This is a genomic window from Photobacterium indicum, from assembly GCF_003026215.1.
In the GTDB taxonomy this organism is placed as follows: Bacteria; Pseudomonadota; Gammaproteobacteria; order Enterobacterales; family Vibrionaceae; genus Photobacterium; species Photobacterium indicum.
The window spans coordinates 329234-348740 of record NZ_PYOC01000001.1 but is presented as its reverse complement, the minus strand read 5'-3'; the positions used below and the strand labels follow the sequence as shown (position 1 = coordinate 348740).

Annotated in this window: 16 protein-coding genes and 3 pseudogenes; 8 read left to right on the top strand and 11 right to left on the bottom strand. The window is 44.2% G+C overall.

Going from position 1 to position 19507, the window contains the following annotated elements:
- Positions 1 to 10: 10 nt before the first annotated feature.
- Positions 11 to 2020: a transketolase gene (gene tkt, locus C9J47_RS01465; protein WP_107251915.1), complete on the top strand. Its 2010-nt coding sequence runs from the start codon at positions 11 to 13 to the stop codon at positions 2018 to 2020.
- Between the two features lie 122 nt (positions 2021 to 2142).
- On the opposite strand, the pseudogene C9J47_RS27260 reads toward tkt, so the two are convergent.
- Positions 2143 to 2367, bottom strand: a pseudogene (locus C9J47_RS27260) (IS4 family transposase); the annotation flags it as partial.
- On the opposite strand from C9J47_RS27260, the pseudogene C9J47_RS01455 reads away from it, so the two are divergent.
- Positions 2359 to 2628 (top strand): annotated as a pseudogene (locus C9J47_RS01455) (DDE-type integrase/transposase/recombinase); the annotation flags it as partial. The pseudogenes C9J47_RS27260 and C9J47_RS01455 sit on opposite strands and share 9 nt — an antisense overlap.
- 46 nt (positions 2629 to 2674) lie before the next feature.
- Here C9J47_RS01455 and C9J47_RS01450 read toward each other — a convergent pair.
- A complete protein-coding gene (locus C9J47_RS01450) occupies positions 2675 to 4147 on the bottom strand; it encodes an aerolysin family beta-barrel pore-forming toxin (RefSeq protein ID WP_107251914.1) in 1473 nt (490 codons plus the stop codon).
- A 648-nt stretch (positions 4148 to 4795) separates the two neighbouring features.
- Between C9J47_RS01450 and C9J47_RS01445 the strand changes: the two are divergent.
- The 6 genes and pseudogenes from C9J47_RS01445 to C9J47_RS01420 form a co-directional block, all read left to right on the top strand.
- Positions 4796 to 4897 (top strand): annotated as a pseudogene (locus C9J47_RS01445) (IS6 family transposase); the annotation flags it as partial.
- Positions 4898 to 5067: 170 nt separating this feature from the next.
- Positions 5068 to 5952: an AraC family transcriptional regulator gene (locus C9J47_RS01440; protein ID WP_245903243.1), complete on the top strand. Its 885-nt coding sequence runs from the start codon at positions 5068 to 5070 to the stop codon at positions 5950 to 5952.
- A gap of 301 nt (positions 5953 to 6253) precedes the next feature.
- Positions 6254 to 6676, top strand: coding sequence for a sulfite exporter TauE/SafE family protein (locus C9J47_RS01435; protein WP_245903242.1), 423 nt, complete (start codon positions 6254 to 6256; stop codon positions 6674 to 6676).
- Positions 6677 to 6985: 309 nt separating this feature from the next.
- Positions 6986 to 7723, top strand: a complete 738-nt coding sequence (locus C9J47_RS01430) for an AzlC family ABC transporter permease (protein ID WP_107251912.1) — start codon at positions 6986 to 6988, stop codon at positions 7721 to 7723.
- Positions 7720 to 8022, top strand: a complete 303-nt coding sequence (locus tag C9J47_RS01425; protein ID WP_107251911.1) for an AzlD domain-containing protein — start codon at positions 7720 to 7722, stop codon at positions 8020 to 8022. The genes C9J47_RS01430 and C9J47_RS01425 overlap by 4 nt, the downstream gene beginning before the upstream one ends.
- A gap of 129 nt (positions 8023 to 8151) precedes the next feature.
- Positions 8152 to 9453, top strand: coding sequence for a GMC family oxidoreductase N-terminal domain-containing protein (locus C9J47_RS01420; RefSeq protein ID WP_107251910.1), 1302 nt, complete (start codon positions 8152 to 8154; stop codon positions 9451 to 9453).
- Positions 9454 to 9565: 112 nt separating this feature from the next.
- Here C9J47_RS01420 and hypB read toward each other — a convergent pair whose 3' ends face one another.
- From hypB to C9J47_RS01375, 9 genes are all read right to left on the bottom strand, one after another.
- Positions 9566 to 10537 (bottom strand): hydrogenase nickel incorporation protein HypB, encoded by a 972-nt coding sequence (hypB, locus tag C9J47_RS01415; RefSeq protein WP_107251909.1) that lies wholly within the window; start codon positions 10535 to 10537, stop codon positions 9566 to 9568.
- Between the two features lies 1 nt (position 10538).
- Positions 10539 to 10880 (bottom strand): hydrogenase maturation nickel metallochaperone HypA, encoded by a 342-nt coding sequence (hypA, locus tag C9J47_RS01410; protein WP_107251908.1) that lies wholly within the window; start codon positions 10878 to 10880, stop codon positions 10539 to 10541.
- Between the two features lie 43 nt (positions 10881 to 10923).
- On the bottom strand, positions 10924 to 11916 hold the full coding sequence (gene hypE / locus C9J47_RS01405; RefSeq protein WP_107251907.1) for a hydrogenase expression/formation protein HypE: 993 nt from the start codon (positions 11914 to 11916) through the stop codon (positions 10924 to 10926).
- Between the two features lie 11 nt (positions 11917 to 11927).
- Positions 11928 to 13046: a hydrogenase formation protein HypD gene (hypD, locus tag C9J47_RS01400; protein WP_107251906.1), complete on the bottom strand. Its 1119-nt coding sequence runs from the start codon at positions 13044 to 13046 to the stop codon at positions 11928 to 11930.
- Positions 13043 to 13300: a HypC/HybG/HupF family hydrogenase formation chaperone gene (locus C9J47_RS01395; RefSeq protein WP_107251905.1), complete on the bottom strand. Its 258-nt coding sequence runs from the start codon at positions 13298 to 13300 to the stop codon at positions 13043 to 13045. Before C9J47_RS01395 ends, hypD begins: the two co-directional genes overlap by 4 nt.
- A gap of 36 nt (positions 13301 to 13336) precedes the next feature.
- On the bottom strand, positions 13337 to 15664 hold the full coding sequence (gene hypF, locus C9J47_RS01390) for a carbamoyltransferase HypF (protein ID WP_107251904.1): 2328 nt from the start codon (positions 15662 to 15664) through the stop codon (positions 13337 to 13339).
- 52 nt (positions 15665 to 15716) lie between these two features.
- On the bottom strand, positions 15717 to 16307 hold the full coding sequence (locus tag C9J47_RS01385) for a HupE/UreJ family protein (protein WP_107251903.1): 591 nt from the start codon (positions 16305 to 16307) through the stop codon (positions 15717 to 15719).
- A 36-nt stretch (positions 16308 to 16343) separates the two neighbouring features.
- Positions 16344 to 17168, bottom strand: a complete 825-nt coding sequence (gene fdhD, locus C9J47_RS01380) for a formate dehydrogenase accessory sulfurtransferase FdhD (RefSeq protein WP_107251902.1) — start codon at positions 17166 to 17168, stop codon at positions 16344 to 16346.
- Between the two features lie 76 nt (positions 17169 to 17244).
- Positions 17245 to 19314: a sigma 54-interacting transcriptional regulator gene (locus C9J47_RS01375; protein ID WP_107251901.1), complete on the bottom strand. Its 2070-nt coding sequence runs from the start codon at positions 19312 to 19314 to the stop codon at positions 17245 to 17247.
- Between the last annotated feature and the right edge of the window lie 193 nt (positions 19315 to 19507).

The window sequence follows — 19507 nt, the reverse complement described above, 5'->3', positions numbered from 1 at the left end:
TGAAATAAATATGGAACATAACGGTCTTTCTCGCAAAGTGCTGGCAAATGCAATCCGTGCCCTAAGCATGGACGGTGTTCAACAAGCTAACTCTGGTCACCCTGGTGCGCCAATGGGTATGGCAGATATTGCTGAAGTACTGTGGCGCAGCCACATGAACCACAACCCACAAAACCCACTATGGGCTGATCGCGATCGCTTCGTACTTTCTAATGGTCACGGTTCAATGTTGATTTACTCACTATTGCACCTAACGGGTTACGACCTGTCGATTAGCGACCTGAAAAACTTCCGTCAACTTCACTCTAAAACACCGGGCCACCCTGAATACGGTTACGCACCTGGTATTGAAACAACAACAGGTCCACTAGGCCAAGGTATTACTAACGCGGTAGGTATGGCGATTGCTGAAAAAGCAATGGCAGACCAATTCAACCGTGACGGTCACAAGGTTGTTGATCACCATACTTACACCTTCTTAGGTGATGGCTGCATGATGGAAGGTATCTCTCATGAAGCATGTTCTTTAGCGGGTACATTGGGTCTTGGCAAGCTGGTTGCTTTCTGGGATGACAACGGTATCTCTATCGATGGTGAAGTCGAAGGTTGGTTCACTGACGATACACCTAAGCGTTTTGAAGCGTACGGCTGGCATGTTATTCCTGCGGTTGATGGTCACGATGCTGACGCAATCAACGCGGCAATCGAAGCAGCAAAAGCTGAAACAGGTAAGCCAACGCTTATTTGTGCTAAGACTATTATCGGTTTTGGTTCTCCAAACAAAGCGGGCACACACGATTGTCACGGTGCTCCTCTAGGCGCTGAAGAAATCGCAGCGGCACGTGAATTCCTTGGTTGGAACCACGGTCCTTTCGAAATCCCTACTGACATTGCAGCAGAATGGGACGCGAAAGAAGCAGGCTCTGCAAAAGAATCAGCATGGGACGAGAAGTTTGCAGCATACGCAGCGGCTCACCCTGAACTAGCCGCTGAATTTAAGCGTCGTTCTGTTGGTGATCTTCCTGCTAACTGGGAAGCTGAAACAAGTAAAATCATCGCAGATCTTCAAGCGAACCCAGCAAACATTGCTTCACGTAAAGCGTCTCAAAACGCACTGGAAGCATTCGGTAAGCTTGTTCCTGAATTCATGGGCGGCTCTGCTGACCTTGCACCGTCTAACTTGACGATGTGGTCGGGTTCAAAAGCACTAGAAGCTGGCGACTTTAGCGGTAACTACATCCACTATGGTGTACGTGAATTCGCAATGACCGCTATCATCAACGGCATGGCGCTACACGGTGGTTTCGTACCTTACGGTGCAACATTCCTGATGTTCATGGAATACGCACGTAACGCAATGCGTATGGCTGCACTGATGAAAATTCAGAACATTCAGGTGTACACGCACGACTCAATTGGTCTGGGTGAAGATGGTCCTACGCACCAGCCAGTAGAGCAAATTGCTTCACTGCGTCTAACACCAAACATGAGCACATGGCGTCCATGTGATCAGGTTGAATCTGCTGTTGCTTGGAAACTGGCAATCGAGCGTAAAGATGGCCCTACAGCGCTAATCTTCTCGCGTCAGAACCTAGCACAACAACCACGTACAGATGCACAAGTTGCTGATATCGCGAAGGGTGGTTACATCCTGAAAGATTGTGAAGGCAAGCCAGAGCTTATCCTTATCGCAACAGGTTCTGAAGTTGAGTTAGTAACAGAAGCTTACGCCCAGCTAACTGCTGATGGCCGTAAAGTTCGCGTTGTATCTATGCCAGCAACAGATACATTCGATAAGCAAGATGCTGCTTACCGTGAATCTGTATTACCGTCTGATGTGACTGCACGTATCGCAGTTGAAGCGGGTATTGCTGATTTCTGGTACAAGTATGTAGGCTTCGACGGTCGCATCATCGGTATGACAACATTTGGTGAGTCTGCACCAGCAGGCGAGCTATTCAAGATGTTTGGCTTTACAGTTGAAAACGTTGTTGATACAGCAAAAGAGCTTCTTGCTTAATTGTTGAATAAACAACGGTAGAAAGAACTATTTGTCTCTTTCTCGATAAAAACTAATTATCTATAAAACCCGAGTTTACACTTAATGCCACTCGCTTAAGAGCGAGTGGCTTTTCTATTCGGCTATTTTCTCGGTCTTTGTAATACTGCTCGTAGGTATGAAGGCCGCTTTCTTTTCTTTGGTAAGATTAACCGTCTACCATTCTCTCTCAGGGCTTTCAGCTTTTTCGGAATCGTCCCCGGACTTCGCCCATCACACCAGATAAATTCATCTTGTATTAGATAAAGAGCATTGATAAAACTAATCCTCAGCGGTTCTACTTTGTGCTCTTTTGCCATCGTCGCCATCAATTCATCCGGACTGACTCATCGTGGCAGCTCGATGAAACCTACCTGAAAGGGAAATGGCACTATCTTTACCGTAGTATCAATAAACAGGGTGAAACACTAGATTTCTATTTCTCCCACAAACGTAATGAAGCCGCTTATCCGTTTCTTCGGCGCAGCCTAAGATATTACGATATAGACTGCCAACCTAAACCATTAAACACAGACAAGCATTCCTCATACGCAAATCCCATTGCTCGCTTGGAGAAAGAAGAGCAGCTATTGTTAACAGAGTTTGCTGCTCTTGCTTAAACCGGTCTGGGGTTAATTACATAGGTGTCGTTTGGTTAATAATGTCCTCAACTGGTTCTATATTTAGCTGAAAGTCCTTAATGCCTAGTTGTTCTAGCTCTTCTTTTGTTGCAATAGGAGCTGAGTCTACACTTCTTCGTACTCGTCCAGCGCGTTCATCATTACCATAGAATGGTTCATCTGCTAAGTACGTTACATCAGCAACGTATGAAGAGTCGGCATGGAAATCACCTGAAACTTTAGTCTTAATCGGGCGAAGAGCATCACTTACAGCCCATTTCAGAGCGTCTTTACCATGCTTGTCAACAAGCCACGACCAATCCCAAAAATCCGTACCCAGTGGCGTATGTGGATGCTGATATTGGTAAAGTAAATTTTTGGCGGGTGAAGAACCTCGGCCAACAGTGTAGGTAATTGATTTAGTTGGTCGATTTTCATCATGACTTAACAATGCATTTCCGCCCCACCGCATAAATGATGTCAGAGTTACGTCATAGCTAACTTGTGCATTGAATTTATAAGGGTAATCAACGGTCGCCTTTTCAATTTTCAGGAAAACAGGAATTTGCGTGTGTGGGGGAACGTTAACAACAGCTACATCAGAAATTGTTTTTTGCGAACTTTTACCATCAGTAGTCGCAAATGATTGTTCTGCACCTAGCTCAAGCGATAATTCTGTTTCACCGATAAGAGGGAATTTAAATTTACTTTTCGAGGTTACTTTTTCAGAATATTTATAAGTATCCGTCTTCGACCAGTTAGTGGATTCAGAGTAACTATATGTTAGTCGTCGCTGCTGCATTGTACTAGAAGCATTCTTGGCGTAACCAACGATATAGCCATAGGATTCTTTATCTGATTCAACTTTTTTACCAACCCAAAGAGTTGAAGGTTCGACTTCGTAGTTAAAATTAGTGAACTCCATCTTTAACCGTTCATCGCAACGGTAGCCGTTACAACTACCATTATTGTATCCTGTAACAAGGAAGTCATGATCGCTTTGTCGCGTAACTATCATGTCTTCACCTGCGTATTTACTACGAGTGCCTCCAGCCCAAGCGAATCCCAGCGCGTTAGCCAGTCGAGCCCATGGCTGATAGAATTCAACTTGGTTTATTAAATCCCATTCAACAGTAAGAACATCATTTTCAGGAATGTTAATCGGAGACATATCATAAATTTGAGGTGTTTCTATTTTAGTCGGAACACAGAAAGTCGTATGCCATAATCCATCTTGTTTAATTTCGTATCCATAACCAGAACCCATAATTACATATCCATCAGCAAGATTAGTAATTTGCCATTCACCCATTTTATTTGTTAAAGCAGTTCCTAAAAAACGAGCTTCACTGCGAGTAACGGGGCGATATTCTGAATTACAGGTTTGACCTTGTATATCTAAATCGTAAATAGTTATTTGCGCACTTGCAATATTGGGGTATGCAAATGCTCCCATGATGCTTAGAGCTAACATGCTAAGTTTTTTCATTTATATAATTCCCTAAACTTCGAGTTTAATTACCGTTGATAATTAGGAGTTTTGGCCGAGACCAGCAATAGGTCATAATCTTTGATTTTATGGTTATCGATTTTAATTATTATTAATTCTCCTTGAGGTTATTAGACATACGTATATCTTTAGCTGTTTTCCGTTAATACAACCGGGCTCGTTCTCTGCCTACCTACCTGGGCAGCACGTTCAACCCCAGAGTGGCCAGAATAACAAATACTATTATTGAACTCGTTACTCACACCTTTGTCTTTCACACCACTACTTTAAGCATATTGTTGAGTATTTTAATGATTTAAGGCATTTCGTTTGTGTATTGCAAATGATGAAGAATTATATTTGCCGTATTTACTGAGCCCAATGTACAGCAATTTTTTGCTTTCACGAAGTGATCTGGGTCACCTTATATGTATGGATTACTGTACATACCGGTGCAAATTTAATATCTGTGATTTTATTTCAAAGAATAAATACTCATTAGCCTGCATATAAAGTGGCGGTAATCAAAAACACTCGAATCGGCTCTGTTGAAAAAGATCAGCCAATACTCAGAATTCCACCTTTCCCATCTAATCTAGCGACTCAATGATCAACCCCGAATTCAAATAGAAACACTTTGCCTCTGAAATCATTCTTTGGTGTCTGCGTTGGTATGGTTCGACCATTTATCGTTGGCTTATTGAATATGCCTTGGCATTACGCAAGAAGTTACGTCGTTATCAATTCATCTAGGCAGATTCTTCGTGGTAGCTCGATGAGACTATGTCCAAGCAAAGAGGAAATAGCACTGCATTTTTTTGAGCAATTTTGTACAAAAAAAGGTTTTCCGAGTAGGTTATGATGAAAGGCGTAGCAAATTATCGCTGTGTTTCTTTTTCCATTTTACTGGGCGGTGGATGATGTCTGAATCAAAAAGTACAAGCCAACAAACCCGTATCAAAAAATCACCAACCATCAAGGAACAAGCCACCTACCGCTTCGCGGATGAACTCGGCGGCTTAGAAGTATTGGATGCGCAGTACCATCATCAAAATTTTTCCCGTCATAGCCATGAAGGCTATACCGTTGGAGTGATTGAAAAAGGTGCGCAAAAATTCTATCGAACAGGTGGGAACCATGTCGCTCCCCAAGGCAGTATTATATTGGTTAACGCCGATGATGTTCACAGTGGTCATTCAGCTGCTGAAGGAGGTTGGTCATACAAGGCTATGTACCCTTTGCCTGCACAGTTTGAGCAAATACGAAAAGAATTGAACGCACCATGCTCAAGTGCACCCTACTTCTCTGATCCTGTCGTTTACGATCTCGAACTCGCTAATCAATTACGTTTAGTTTTCGATACCTTAGAAAAATCGTCTAACCGTTTATTGCGTGAAACCTTATTGTATAGCGTACTCACAAAGTTAATGTGTAAGCACGGTAAAGGTCGAACAACGCTGAGTGAGCCACCGAAAAGTCAGCGTCAACTTGCGCTTGTTAAAGAGTTTTTAGATGACTTCCCCAGTGCTGATATTACCTTACTGGAATTGGCGCAATTAGCCTCAATAAGCCCTTTTCACTTAGTGCGGTCGTTTCAAAAAGCCTTTGGTTTGCCGCCGCATGCTTATCAAATTCAGTCTCGGTTACGATTGGCTAAAAAACTCATTCGCCAAGGACATAAAATCTCTGATGCCGCACAAGAAGCAGGTTTTCATGATCAAAGCCACCTACACCGCCATTTCAAAAAAGCGATTGGTATTACCCCTGGGCAATTCGCTAAACACTTACAGTTAAAAAGTAAGTAGCAATATTCCGGCATGATTTACTCTTTAACTCACAATGAGCTCGCCTATTTGCTCATCTCCTGCTTTCTCTAGGGATATTTTGTGCATATGCAGATTATCCGCAACCAAACGCCCCCTCATTAGGGGTGAATAATGCCGTTATTTAGTGAAGTCCATCACACAATACTCAGCCGCGCTTCTTAAAACAGAGACATCAATCAACCCATCACCTATCTGCTCAACTCTAGCTTGTTTGATCAACTATTTATTCTGCCTGACTAATTACCATAACAACAAATGATAATTAATATCGGAGGCTAAGATGACGCCACTTATCATTGCTCTAGCAGCAGGGACATTATTCATTGGTAGTTTTGTACAAGGTATGGTCGGGTTTGGACTTGGTATGGTCTCAGTTCCAATCCTTTCACTATTTTTAGACGTAAAGGTGGCGATCCCGATTGCCACCGTGTTTGGCTGGTTAATCACTATTCCTGTATGTCTTAAAATGCGACAACACATTAACTTTAAACTAGCGTTTATACTGTATCTCCCTGCAATTGTTGGCGGGTCAACGCTTATTAACCGCCCTATTCGCGTTAAGAACAACATCTTTTCTGCCGTTATTTGTGGTCAGCTCTCTGTCGGCAAGTATCCGTTTAGCCGAAAGCGCTGTGAGTATTGCAACACTGTCAAAAGCCGTCATCAGTCATGCACTTCATCGTGGAACCTTGGTCACTATTGACGCAGATTGGGTGCCCAAACCACTGCAATTTACCGTATCCTACATTGATACCCATTCAGTTTGATGATCACTGAAGCAGCAAAACTGGCTTTTTCCGCAGTTGAGCAATATCAGGCAGCCGAAAGCATATTCTCCTGACAGCCTCTCCATATTTACCGGCAAGTTACTGGAAAAAGGACGCCATATAAATTCAGAATCTGTCAGCGTATTCAATTGAAAAATAATAAGCGCAATAATGTACAAGTTAATTCAATTTGATAAACATAAAGTGAAGCGTATAGAAATACGTAGTGAAGGATAAAAGGGAATATGGACACGTCTCATAAACAGACAGACACAACAGATTGTGAGCTAACGGATCAAGAAAAGAGGACATTATTCCGACAAGGTGCCATCGCCGTTACTCCTTTGTGCATTGCAGTGATCCCGTGGGGGTTATTAGCTGGTTCATTTGCTATCGATATTGGTCTCGACCCTTTTGCAAGCCAAGCATTATCAGCCATTGTTTTTGCCGGTTCTGCCCAACTCGTCGCCACCGGTTTGCTCAAAGTTGGGGCGGGATTAGGGACGATTTTACTCACAACGCTATTCATTACTTCTCGTCATTTATTATATAGCGTGACAATGCGTGACAAAATAAGCCCTTTACCCCTGCGTTGGCGGTTAGGTCTCGGCTTTCTGTTAACCGATGAGTTGTTTGCATTGTGTGGACACCAATCAAAAAAATCATTCAATCGTTGGTATGCCCTTGGCACTGGTCTGTGGTTTTACATTTGCTGGAATATTGCCACCTTCGCAGGCATTGTTGCCGGAAAGTTCATACCCAACCTTGATACGATCGGGTTAGATTTCGCTGTCGCGGCCACATTTATTGCCATCGTTATACCTACAGTCAAGAAATTATCGGTATTAATCACCGTATTCGTCGCGATGACTCTTTCAGTAGTACTGCAATATTTCGACATTGATGGCGGATTAATGATTGCCAGCTTAATCGCCATGTTCTGTGGTTATTCAATTGATACGATCAAAAGGAGTGACGCATGATTTGGTTAACAATTGCCGCGATGGCATTGCTTGTATTCGCCAGTCGCTATGTATTCTTAGAGCCAAAGTTGCCTTTAAGGCTAACGGCACAAACTCAAAAACTATTGAGCTATTCCAGTCCCGCGGTATTAACGGCTATTTGGGCCCCGATTGTTTTTTTACCTGAGGGTGAATTGATGTTATCGCACAAAAACCCTTATTTAATCGCGGCCTTGTTCGCCATATTACTGGCATGGCGAACTAAAAATGTATTGCTCACAGCCGTACTTAGCATGGCGTTATTTTTTATCATTTCATAACAATAAAGCTGGCCGTTTAGGTTGTTATGTTCTTCAACTGGCTGATATCCGTATATTTAAAAGTACACCTACCGTATAGTGGCGCTGATTTTATACCCCAGTCACCTCATCATTCTAGGTACCAGAGCCATGTATAAACACACACGCAACACTTATGACGCCATTGTTGTAGGTACTGGCCCTGGTGGTGCAACCGTCGCCAACGAGTTAGCACTAAAAGGGCTGCGTGTTCTTATTCTTGAGTGGGGAGACAATGAACCACTCAACGGCTCTTTCATCCAAATGGCGAAAATGGCGGCTATTCCTGGCAAAGGGGCTTTTGTTAACTCAGATTTATCTTTGCTCATTAGGGGGATTACTGCAGGTGGTAGTTCAGCAATAAATTATGCCACCGCCATGAAACCACCCGTCGAGATGTTTCAGCGTTATGGCATCGATTTAACGGCAGAAATAGCTGACGTTGAAAGTACCCTTCCCCTATCAAGATTACCTGATGAACTTATCGGGCCGATGGCACATAGAATTGCTTCAGCCGCTCAACAGCTTGATCTCGATTGGAAAAAGCTCGATAAATTCATTGATATAAACAAATGTCGTTCAGCTTGTCATCTGTGTTCATACGGTTGCCCCTATGATGCAAAATGGAATGCACGCATGTTCCTCGATGCCGCAGTAAAACAAGGTAGTACGCTGCTAACACATGCAAAAGTACTGAAGGTTATGACCAAAGAACATCGAGCAATAGGTGTACAATTCAAACACCACGGCAAGATTGAATCTGCCTTTGCTAACAACATCATTTTAGCGGCGGGAGGAATAGGTTCCGCCCAGATATTACAAGCAAGCGGAGTGCACAATGCGGGACAGCATTTCTTTATGGATCCCGTTATTGCGGTGATGGGAAAAGTACCAGAATCCTACCCCGGTGGAGAGATCCCAATGGCGGCGGGGTTACATCTTCCTCAAGAAGGTTTGATGCTTTCTGACTTAAGCTTACCTAAACCTTTTTTCCACTTATTTACCGCACAAGTCGGTAAGTTTCAGCACTTATTATCCCCTAACAATACCCTATCTATTATGGTGAAGGCTAAAGATGAATTAAGCGGTAATATCGGGGCTAAATGGGTTAATAAAACATTAAGTAGTGATGACAAAAAAAGGCTAAATACGGGTGCTGAGATTGCCGAAAACATCTTACACCAAGCAGGTGCTACCAGCCTGTATCGCACTCATCATTTTGCTGCCCATCAAGGCGGCAGCGCTAAAATTGGTGAAGTCGTCGATGCAAACTTACAGTCTGAGATTCAAGGATTATACGTCTGTGATGCCTCTGTCATTCCAGAAGCTTGGGGACTACCGCCAACGTATACATTAATCTGTTTAGCAAAACGTCTAGCGAAACATGTAGACGGGCTTGTTGCAAATAATTAGATAACACCGTTCTACCCGTGGTGCTGTAATGATTACAGAGGAGAGTCTATCTGAGTAAATTAAATTTAATGGATAAGAAACGTTAGTTTCCTATCCATCGATTTCAGAGTAATTACTGTTGATTAGCAAGCTGCTCATTGAGCCAGCTTAGCCAAGCTTCCATCCCTTCTCCGGTTTTGGCCGAGACTTTAATCACCTTAATTGACGGATTCACCTTGCGGGCATTTTCAATGCAGTCTTCGATTTTCACATCGACATACGGTAATAAATCCACTTTATTGATCAGCATTAGCTCTGCTGCTGCAAACATATTGGGGTATTTAAGCGGCTTATCTTCCCCTTCCGTCACCGACAAAATAACCACTTTACTGGTTTCACCAAGGTCAAAACTAGCAGGGCACACTAGATTGCCGACATTCTCGATGAACAACACACCGGGCTCATTCATCGCTAACTGATGATAGGCATCATGGATCATCTTGGCATCCAAATGACAGCCTTTACCTGTATTAACCTGAATCGCAGGCACCTCGGTCGCACGTATCCGATCAGCATCGTTGCTGGTCTGCTGATCGCCTTCAATAACCGCACAGGCATGTTGATGTTTCAGCTGGTTAAGTGTTTCCGTCAACAGCGTTGTTTTACCTGAGCCGGGGCTAGAAACTAGATTCAGTACCAACTGCTGATTTGCATTGAAATGCTCGCGATTATGCGCAGCCAGATGATTGTTCTTACCAAGAATATCCTGCTCTAATGTCAGTAGCTGTCGCTGCGACACGCCGGAAACATGCACCTCTGCCTCTCCCTTGCCGTAGTGTAAGTCACCCTGTTGTGACATCTGCGGTTGATGGTCTACCGCAGAATGCTGTTGATGTTCGTCCGGTTGTACACCGTAATGAACATGATGATAAACATCCCCTTGGTGATGATAATGGTGATGGATCACTACTGATTGCGAGGTGACTTCCTTAGCAATATGGTGTTCACCCTGATTATGCGCAGGATGTGTATGTTCGTGGTGGTGGGCATGATCATGTTGATGACCTTCAATCTGGCTATCTCCGCAGCCGCAGACATTACACATTTTATTCGACCTCTATATGTTTAATCATTAATTCTTCGCCGGTCTCGATGACCAGTTGGTAACCTTGGCAGTTCGGGCAACATATTCCACGAGCTGCTAATATGACTGACTGCTTACAACTCTGGCACCATGCTCGGGCCGAAATCATATCGATCACTAACGTTGACCCATCAGCCATCGTTCCGCGACAGGCAAACTCAAATCCCGTTTGCAGCGCTTGTGGTTCAATACAGGACAAAGTGCCTATTCCGAGAGTGACAGCTGTTACCCGTTTGAACCCTTGCCGTGTCGCATGCTCGACGACCGTATCAACGGTATTCAAGCTGATAGATAATTCATGCATTACATACTCTCTTATTCCACCGATTTCTCTTGCATCACGCTAATTAGCAGATTCGTGGTAACAGCTCACCATTGGGGAAATCCAAATAACGACGGCTTCCCCATGGGCTATTTAGAATGGTTTTATGAGGTGAGTCTTGAGTGGCATAACCGACAATCGCGGCATGCTCTGAAAATTGTGTCAAAATAGCTAATGCATCTTCGGCAGCATCAGCTGACACAGCCATGATAAAGGTTCCCTCGTTGGCTAAATCGTAAGGTTCAAAGCCAAATAACTCGCACACACCCATCACGTCATCGCTCACCGCAATAGCCTTATCCTCGAGTACCAGTTGAACATGTGAGGTCTCACACCACTCATTGAGCACCGCTGAAATGCCACCTCGAGTGGCATCTCGCAAGCTATGGATCGGGATTTTCTGTTCAAAACAAGTATTGATAACTGGCCATAATGTAGCGCAGTCACTTTCAATCGGATTCACCAGTTTCAAGGATTCACGCGCCGACAGCACACAAGCACCATGACAGCCAATATCTCGAGAAACCAGAATCGCATCACCCGGTTGAACATTGTGTGCCGAGATCCCCGACTGGCGAATATGCCCGATGCCGGTGGTATTAATAAACAGTCCGTCTGCACATCCTTTCGGTACAACCTTGGTATCACCGCACACAATCTTGGCACCAGAGACTTTCAACTCCTCAGCCATACTTATGACAATGGCTTCCAGCTCATCAAGCAACAAACCTTCTTCAATAATAAAGCCACAACTGAGATATTGTGGTTCAGCTCCCATCATCGCTAGGTCATTAACGGTACCGGCAACAGCCAGTTTGCCGATATTGCCCCCAGCAAAAAATAACGGCGATACGGTAAAGCAGTCTGTCGTCATAGCTATCTCACCCTGACAATTCAGTACCGCAGCATCCTCATTGCGTAGAAGAATGTCATTGCCCAAATGACGAAAAAACAGGCTGGTGATCAGTTGGTTCATCTCTTGACCACCGCCACCATGACTAAGCTGTACTCGTTTCATTTTTCTGTCCTTTAGCATCGGTCGGCATAGCGGTAATAAGCATTGCAAGCACCTTCAGAACTCACCATACAGCTGCCCATCGGGCGGTTGGGTTTACAGGCTTTACCAAACGCTTTGCATTCTTGTGGTGTGGCTAGACCTTTGAGAATATCGCCACAGCGACATTGCTTATGATCTGGTGTGTCAATATGGGTGAAATGTCCAGCGAACTTCACTTCAGCATCGCGATGCTGGAAGGACGGTTTAAGCTGTAAAGCCGATCGAGGAATATTACCCAGCCCTCGCCAGTTGAATTGATCGCGAACATCGAAAACACGATCAACCTGACGCTGGGCCGTTTCATTACCCGCATAGGTCGCTGCACGACTGTATTGCACCTGCAAGACCACTTGGTGAGATACCGCCTGCTCTACCAGCATCAGAACCGATTCCAAGACATCAACGGGTTCAAAACCACCCACAACCAACGGCACATGGTAATTATCAATTATGGGCTGATAAATTTTAGCGCCGCTTATTACGCTAACGTGGGACGGGCCAATAAAGGCATTGATCGGAGACTCGCCGCCAGCCAACACAGCTTCCATCGCCGGCATCACCAATACATGGTTAATGTGGAAAAATAGGTTCTCTAACTGCTGCTGTTCAGCACATTCCACCAGCACTGCTGTCATCGGGGCCGTTGTTTCAAACCCAATCGCAAAATAGACCACCTGCTTATCAGGATTGTTACGGGCGATTTTCAGCACATCCATCGGGTCATAAATGGCTTCAATATTACCGCCCTCGGCACGGCACTGGGCCAGAGTACTTTTCGAACCAGGCACTCGAATCATATCGCCAAGAGTAACCAGCACAACATTTGACAACCGAGCCAATGCAATCGCCTGATCTATCCGCTCTTTAGGCATAATGCACACCGGGCATCCGGGACCATGCACAAACTGGAGATTATCTGGCAACAGCTGCTTTAAACCATACTTCATAATAGTGTGGGTATGCCCGCCACACACCTCCATGATATAAAGTGGCTGTTGAAGTTCAGTGGCCCTTCGAGCAATTTTTTCAGCGAGAGCCTTAACAACATCCGGCTGGCGAAACCCCTGATACAGCTCTTTCAATGGCATCATTGCAACAGCACCTTTATGTCATCTTCATCCATTTCAGCCAAAAGCTGGCGATAGGTTGCGAGGCTTTCTTGTGCCTCCTGTTGGTCGATTTTGCTGATGGCAAAACCAACATGGATCAATACATGATCACCGATAGCTAAAGGGGACGAAATCAGATGGGTGCTAACTTGTCGCTGAACACCCAAGGTGTCGACCAGCGCCGAAGATTCATCCGGATAAACTTCCAAAACATTAGAAGGAATACATAAACACATTGTTGCCTCGTTATATGTGCAGTGCGGAATAACCGCTCACGCCCTTTCAGGCTCATGGGTGGCATACCAAAGTTGCCCTGCGGCAATCCCCCCGTCATTTACCGGGACGGTTTCACCGCAATAAATAGAATTCGTTAATGTAGACAGTTGTTGATAAACCAGATCGAGCAAAACTCGATTTTGAAATACCCCACCAGAAAGTACGACGGGATAGGTAGGGAAAGTGGCTGCCACGGTTTTAATGTTATGCGCGATAGCCTCAAATAGACCTCGACTGAGAAAGGTCACCAGCAGCGACCATGTATCTGGCTGCGTACCTGACGATAAGTCAGACGGGGATGCCGCAATCAGTGACAAGGCGTTATCGAGCAGAGGTTGCCAATCGATCATATTGGTTTTGGTAAGCTGAAACGCCATCGCGACGGAGCCCGTCGCTGCCAAAGCAGCCTGTTCAAGTAATAAGCCGCATTCACCTTCATAATCAACAGAATCAACCAACCCCAACAGGCTTGCCCAAGCATCAATTAATCGCCCCATAGAAGAGGTATAAGGCGAGCTATTACCTGACTGCCAGAGCAAAAATAGGTTATCCATCTTGCTCTCGGACCACCTCTTAAATACCGCGAGATCCATACGCTTAATGTCATTCAGGGAGTAACATTCAAGCAGCATCGCGAACACAATACGGGCGGGAGATTTAATGGCACGATCACCACCCAACAAACGAAATGGACGCAAATGAAAAACCCGCTCAAAATGCTGAGAAGAACTCAACAATACCTCACCGCCCCACACAGTCCCGTCATCGCCCCAACCCGTTCCGTCAAAGGCAAAACCCAACACAGTCTGATTAATTTTATGCTCAGCCATAACGGCCAAGACATGAGCATGATGATGCTGAACCTGATGCAGAGTTATGGCTTGCGAGGCCAGCTGCTGACGCTCAATAGCATACTGCGTTGAAACATATCCCGGATGCCTGTCGCAAATGATTTGCGCTGGCTCAACCTGATACAAAGACTCAAAGTGACGGATCACATCCAAATAGCGATGCTGGGTATCAAGATCATCGATATCGCCAATAAAGGGCGAGAGGATCCATTGCTGAGCCAAAGACAGACCAATTGCGGCTTTCTGCTGGGCTCCCATTGCTAATATGGGCCATTCTGAACCGTTACCAGCCTGACTATAGGGCGCATATCCCCTAGCCATTCGCAGTACTCGGCGTTTTCCACCAGCAAAATGAACCACGCTGTCATCACAGGCCTGAACGATCGGACGGTTGTGATCCAATACGCCGTCAATCAAACCGTCAAACTGATCGTAGACCTCGTCATATTCCGTCGCTATCGGCATGCTTGAACCGTTAGCACTGGTAAGCACGATGGCTTGATCAAGATGTTCTAATAGCAAAACATGCAACGGTGTATAAGGGAGTATTACCCCCAAATACGGTACGCTGGGTGCAACATTGGCAGCCAAGTAGGATTGAGGTACGGCCTTTTTCTTCATTAAAACAATCGGGCTAGCTTGAGAATGCAACATATCCCATTCTTTTGCTTCTCCCTGTACCAGTTGCCTGGCAACATCACCATCAGCCACCATGACCGCAAACGGCTTGCGCTGGCGACGTTTGATTTGGCGCAAGCGCACAACGGCATCACGATTACTGGCATCACAAGCCAGATGAAAACCACCAAGACCTTTAATGGCAACAATTCCACCTCGTTGCAGGGTTTTCGCTGTCCTATCAATAGCTAACGCTTGGTGTGCCAGTACCTCGCCGGAACCCGACACATAGCGAACCGATGGGCCGCAGTGCTCACAACTGATTGGCTGAGCATGGTAGCGTCTATCCAGCGGGTTTTGATAAGCTTGCTGGCAAGGCTGACACAGCGAAAATGATCGCATTCCGGTAACCGCCCGATCATAGGGAAGTGCTTCAACAATGGTGTATCGGGGCCCGCAATGGGTGCAGTTGGTAAACGGATAACGGTAATAACGCGAGGCTGAATCGGCAATATCTGCACGACACTCCTTACATACTCCCTGATCTGGCGAAAGACACACACTGGTCAATGCCCGCCCTTTACTTTGCTTGATGCAAAACGAGGTCACTTGGTGCAACGGGCGTGGCCAGACAGCCACCTGATCAATTCGACTGAGTGGCGGAGCTTGCAACGTTAAATCAGAAATGAATACATCTAGCTGTTCAAGTTTCCCTTGCACATCTATTTTGACGCCTTCGGAATCATTAATCACAGATCCAGCCAACTGATGGCGGATTGCCAATTGATAGACAAACGGTCTAAATCCGACTCCCTGTACAATGCCTGTAATATGGATAAACCTACGCAGCCTCATACTTGCCACTCGCTTACTGACCAACCGTTGATAGATTCACATGAGATCCCAGTTAAGAAAAAAGTAATGCGCCACCAAATGCCGTCATACTCATTCCGATACCAAATCCAACCGCATTTAGAATCACTCGGTTCTTCATGCAACTGACAGCAACCTGTACTAAAAAGATCCCAAACATGTGCAGCATTGTTGTCGCCAGTACAAAACCTGAGAAGTAATACAGCGCCTGACTATCGAGCGGCATTTCCATCCCATGAGCCATTCCATGAAATAAGGCAAAACCCATTACCAAGGCCAACGTGGCTTTTTCTGATACGCGGGCACCGGAGCATAGCAATATCCCCATAGCTACCACAGACAATGCAATACCAATTTCAACACCCGGCATCACAAGTCCAGAGATCCCCATAACACCGCCAACAATCATGATGGCAACAAAAGCTAACGGCAGACGGTATCGCCCCTTACCACCCAAAAGTGCAGCCAGCATACCCACACCTAGCATGACGCTCAGGTGATCTATACCAGTTAGCGGATGAATAAAACCACTTTCAAAACCATGTGTACCAATATGGCCGGGATGAGCCAGTGCCAATGGTGAGAACAACGTAAGCAAACCAGATAATAAATATGTCTTTTTCATGTCGAATGTCTTCCTTAATCAATTGAGAAAATAACGTTAAATCTTGCCGAAAATACGTTCGGGATGGGCATAGACATCAGCGCGGCCAGGGCGGCAATAGCCCAGTAAAGTCACGTTGAGTTTTTCAGCCAACTCGACAGCCATCTTGGTTGCAGACGAGATAGCAAAGAGGATTTCAACTCCTGCCACACCCACTTTTTGCACCATTTCGAAACTGGCTCGGCTGGTTACCAATACAGCACCACCCTCGAGATGATGACGGTGGATATACCCCACTAATTTATCTAGCGCGATATGACGGCCTACATCTTCAAAAATCGCCAGAATCTGTCCGTTATTATCGAGATAGACCGCCGCATGTGCCGATCCCGTCAGCTGGTTCAGCTTCTGTTTCAGCAACAGTTGATTCAATGCTCCGTCAAGGTGACAAATATCAAACTGGGTATTGGTGGTCAGCGGTGTCAGAGAGCGACACACTGATTCCAATTTTTCTTCACCACAAATACCGCAACCAGTCATTCCAGCCAACGAACGGCGTTTTTGTTTCAAATTAAACAAGCAACGGTTAGCAACACTGACATCTACGGTAATACCGCTCTCGCCCGAGGTAATATTAATATTATGGATATCACGATGATGTTGAATAATGCCTTCTGACAACGAAAAGCCAATGGCGAAGTCCTCCAAATCATTGGGGGTACACATCATTACAGTGTATGCAACACCATTAAATGTTATCGCTACTGGCATTTCTTCAATTATATAATCCATGTCATGCCAACTCTGTTTTCCTTTTCGAAAACGGACAATAGGCAATTCACTGGCGTTACTGAACGCCGAAAATGAAAGTAATTCGCTCATACTTAAACTCAATTAATATTATTTACAACCAAGATTGGTTTTTAAAATAAATAACAGTACTAACCAGAAGCAATAATCATTCAGAACAGTTTTGGTTTATTTTATCCAAATAGTCATGACTTTTAATTCCCATCTTTTGCATTCTCGATAATAAAGTCGTTCGTTTTACATTTAATTTAACTGCTGCCCCTCTAGGTCCAGCAATTACTCCGTTACTCTCACGTAACGCCGAAATAACCGCATCACGGTCAAAGATGTTATCGGTCACTGCCAATACAGATTTAGACTGAATTATATTTTTTTGACTACTTACCGAACTGGCTGTAATTAATTCATCTGTAGGTACATTTAATACATGACCTCGCGTTAGAATCACCGAACGCTCAATAAAGTTACGAAGTTCACGTACATTTCCCGGCCATGGAAAATTAGACAACGTATCCAGTGTTTCAGCAGCAATCGCGGTAATATCTTTACCCATTTTTTTTGAGATAACCCGCGTGAAGTGTTTAACCAACAACGGAATATCTTCAGGACGATCACGTAAAGGCGGGATCTTTATCGGAAAAACATTCAATCGGTAATACAGATCACCTCTGAAATCTTTGGATTCGACCATCGACAAAAGATTAGCATTGGTCGCAACCACTATTCGTACATCAACCGAGATCAGCTGGTTCTTGCCAACGCGCTCAATCTCACTTTCTTGTAGTGCCCGTAATAGCTTAGGTTGCAACTCAAGCGGCATATCACCAATTTCATCAAGAAACAGCGTCCCTTTATGAGCTTGCTCGAATCGCCCAACCCGCTGGTTTATCGCTCCGGTAAAGGCTCCACGTTCATGACCAAACAGTTCACTTTCAAATAAACCAGCAGGTACTGCTGCACAGTTCATTTTGACCATTCGGGTATTGCTACGTCGGCTTAATTTATGAATAGCCTGTGCAATAAGCTCCTTACCTGTTCCTGACTCTCCTAAAATCAATACCGTACTATCACAGTCAGCAACCATTGCGACTTGATCTAACACCTTGTTCATCACCTCACTCTGGCTGATGATGTCATCGAAAATCGCATGATCCATGTAGCTTTCTTCAATGTTGATATAGGTTGTTGCCGGAATTTTTTTTGAAATCGCCTCATGAACCTTCAAACTATGCATCGCCAAAGCAACCCGAGCCGCTATCTGCAAGAACAACTCGACGTCCTGAGGTAGGTAAGGTTTATCTTCACGCTGCATATAGCAGATATAACCTATTGTGCTGTTACGAAAAACCATCGGTACAACGCATGCACTCTTTACCGCTAGAGGAAAAAAAGGCACATTATTATCAAGGCTCAGCTGCTGTATTGTCTTAGCACTCAAGACAACGGGTTTATTCTTTTCCACCGCATCTTTAATCACATCATCATTGGAAAAAAAGTGACAGCAATAATCAATTTTTCCATGACTATAACTACAAGAGTTCTGCCCGTAATGACCATCATGGGTCTGAATAATCGATAAGTCACTCATGGAAAAGTGCTGATATAAAAACTTCAACAAGGATGTAATTAATTCTTTTTTTGTACTACGGCTTATTACAGCATTAGTAACATCAACCAACATTTGGAAACTATTACGTTCATCACTTATCTGCCGAGCAATATTAGAAGCCAATTCGTGTTCAATAATATGTTCAACCATCGCGGTAATCATATTAGTGAACAATTTCAGCTGCTTCTCTGAATAGTCATCATTTTTAAGCTCAACATTAATAAACTCTATCGAACCTAACTGTTTGCAGACAGAAACCAACGGTACTTTGCAGTAATTATTAATATTACTATAAGCAGGGTGATCAATTAATTGGGGGTAACTAAAATATAGTGCTTCTCCTTGTATTCGATGGGTGCAATCATCATTAACAATACTATGTAATAAAGGGCTGTTCTGGTTATATTGATAACACTGAAGCTCATTTTCTTGATCGAAAAAATATAAACAAGGCAATGCATCAAGATCACTTTTCAAAATAATATTGACACGCTCTACCTGAATAAATGATAAATCATCATTATTTAGAAACGTCATCAAGCCTGAAATATCATTACTCGATAGCAGGGCTTTCGATAAATTCATCAAATCATTTTCAAAATGTTCCATGGTCTCGTCATCTCGCCTTGTTCATTTAAATCGCTGTTAAATACTAACCAGCTTTATTCATCATACAATTCTGAGCTATCCATCAAGATAGGCATTGATCTGTATCAACAAGAACAAAGCACAACTATCTGATATTTAAGTATCTTTATAAGATCCACTCTAGAAAAGTGGTTTCCTCGATATATCAATACCA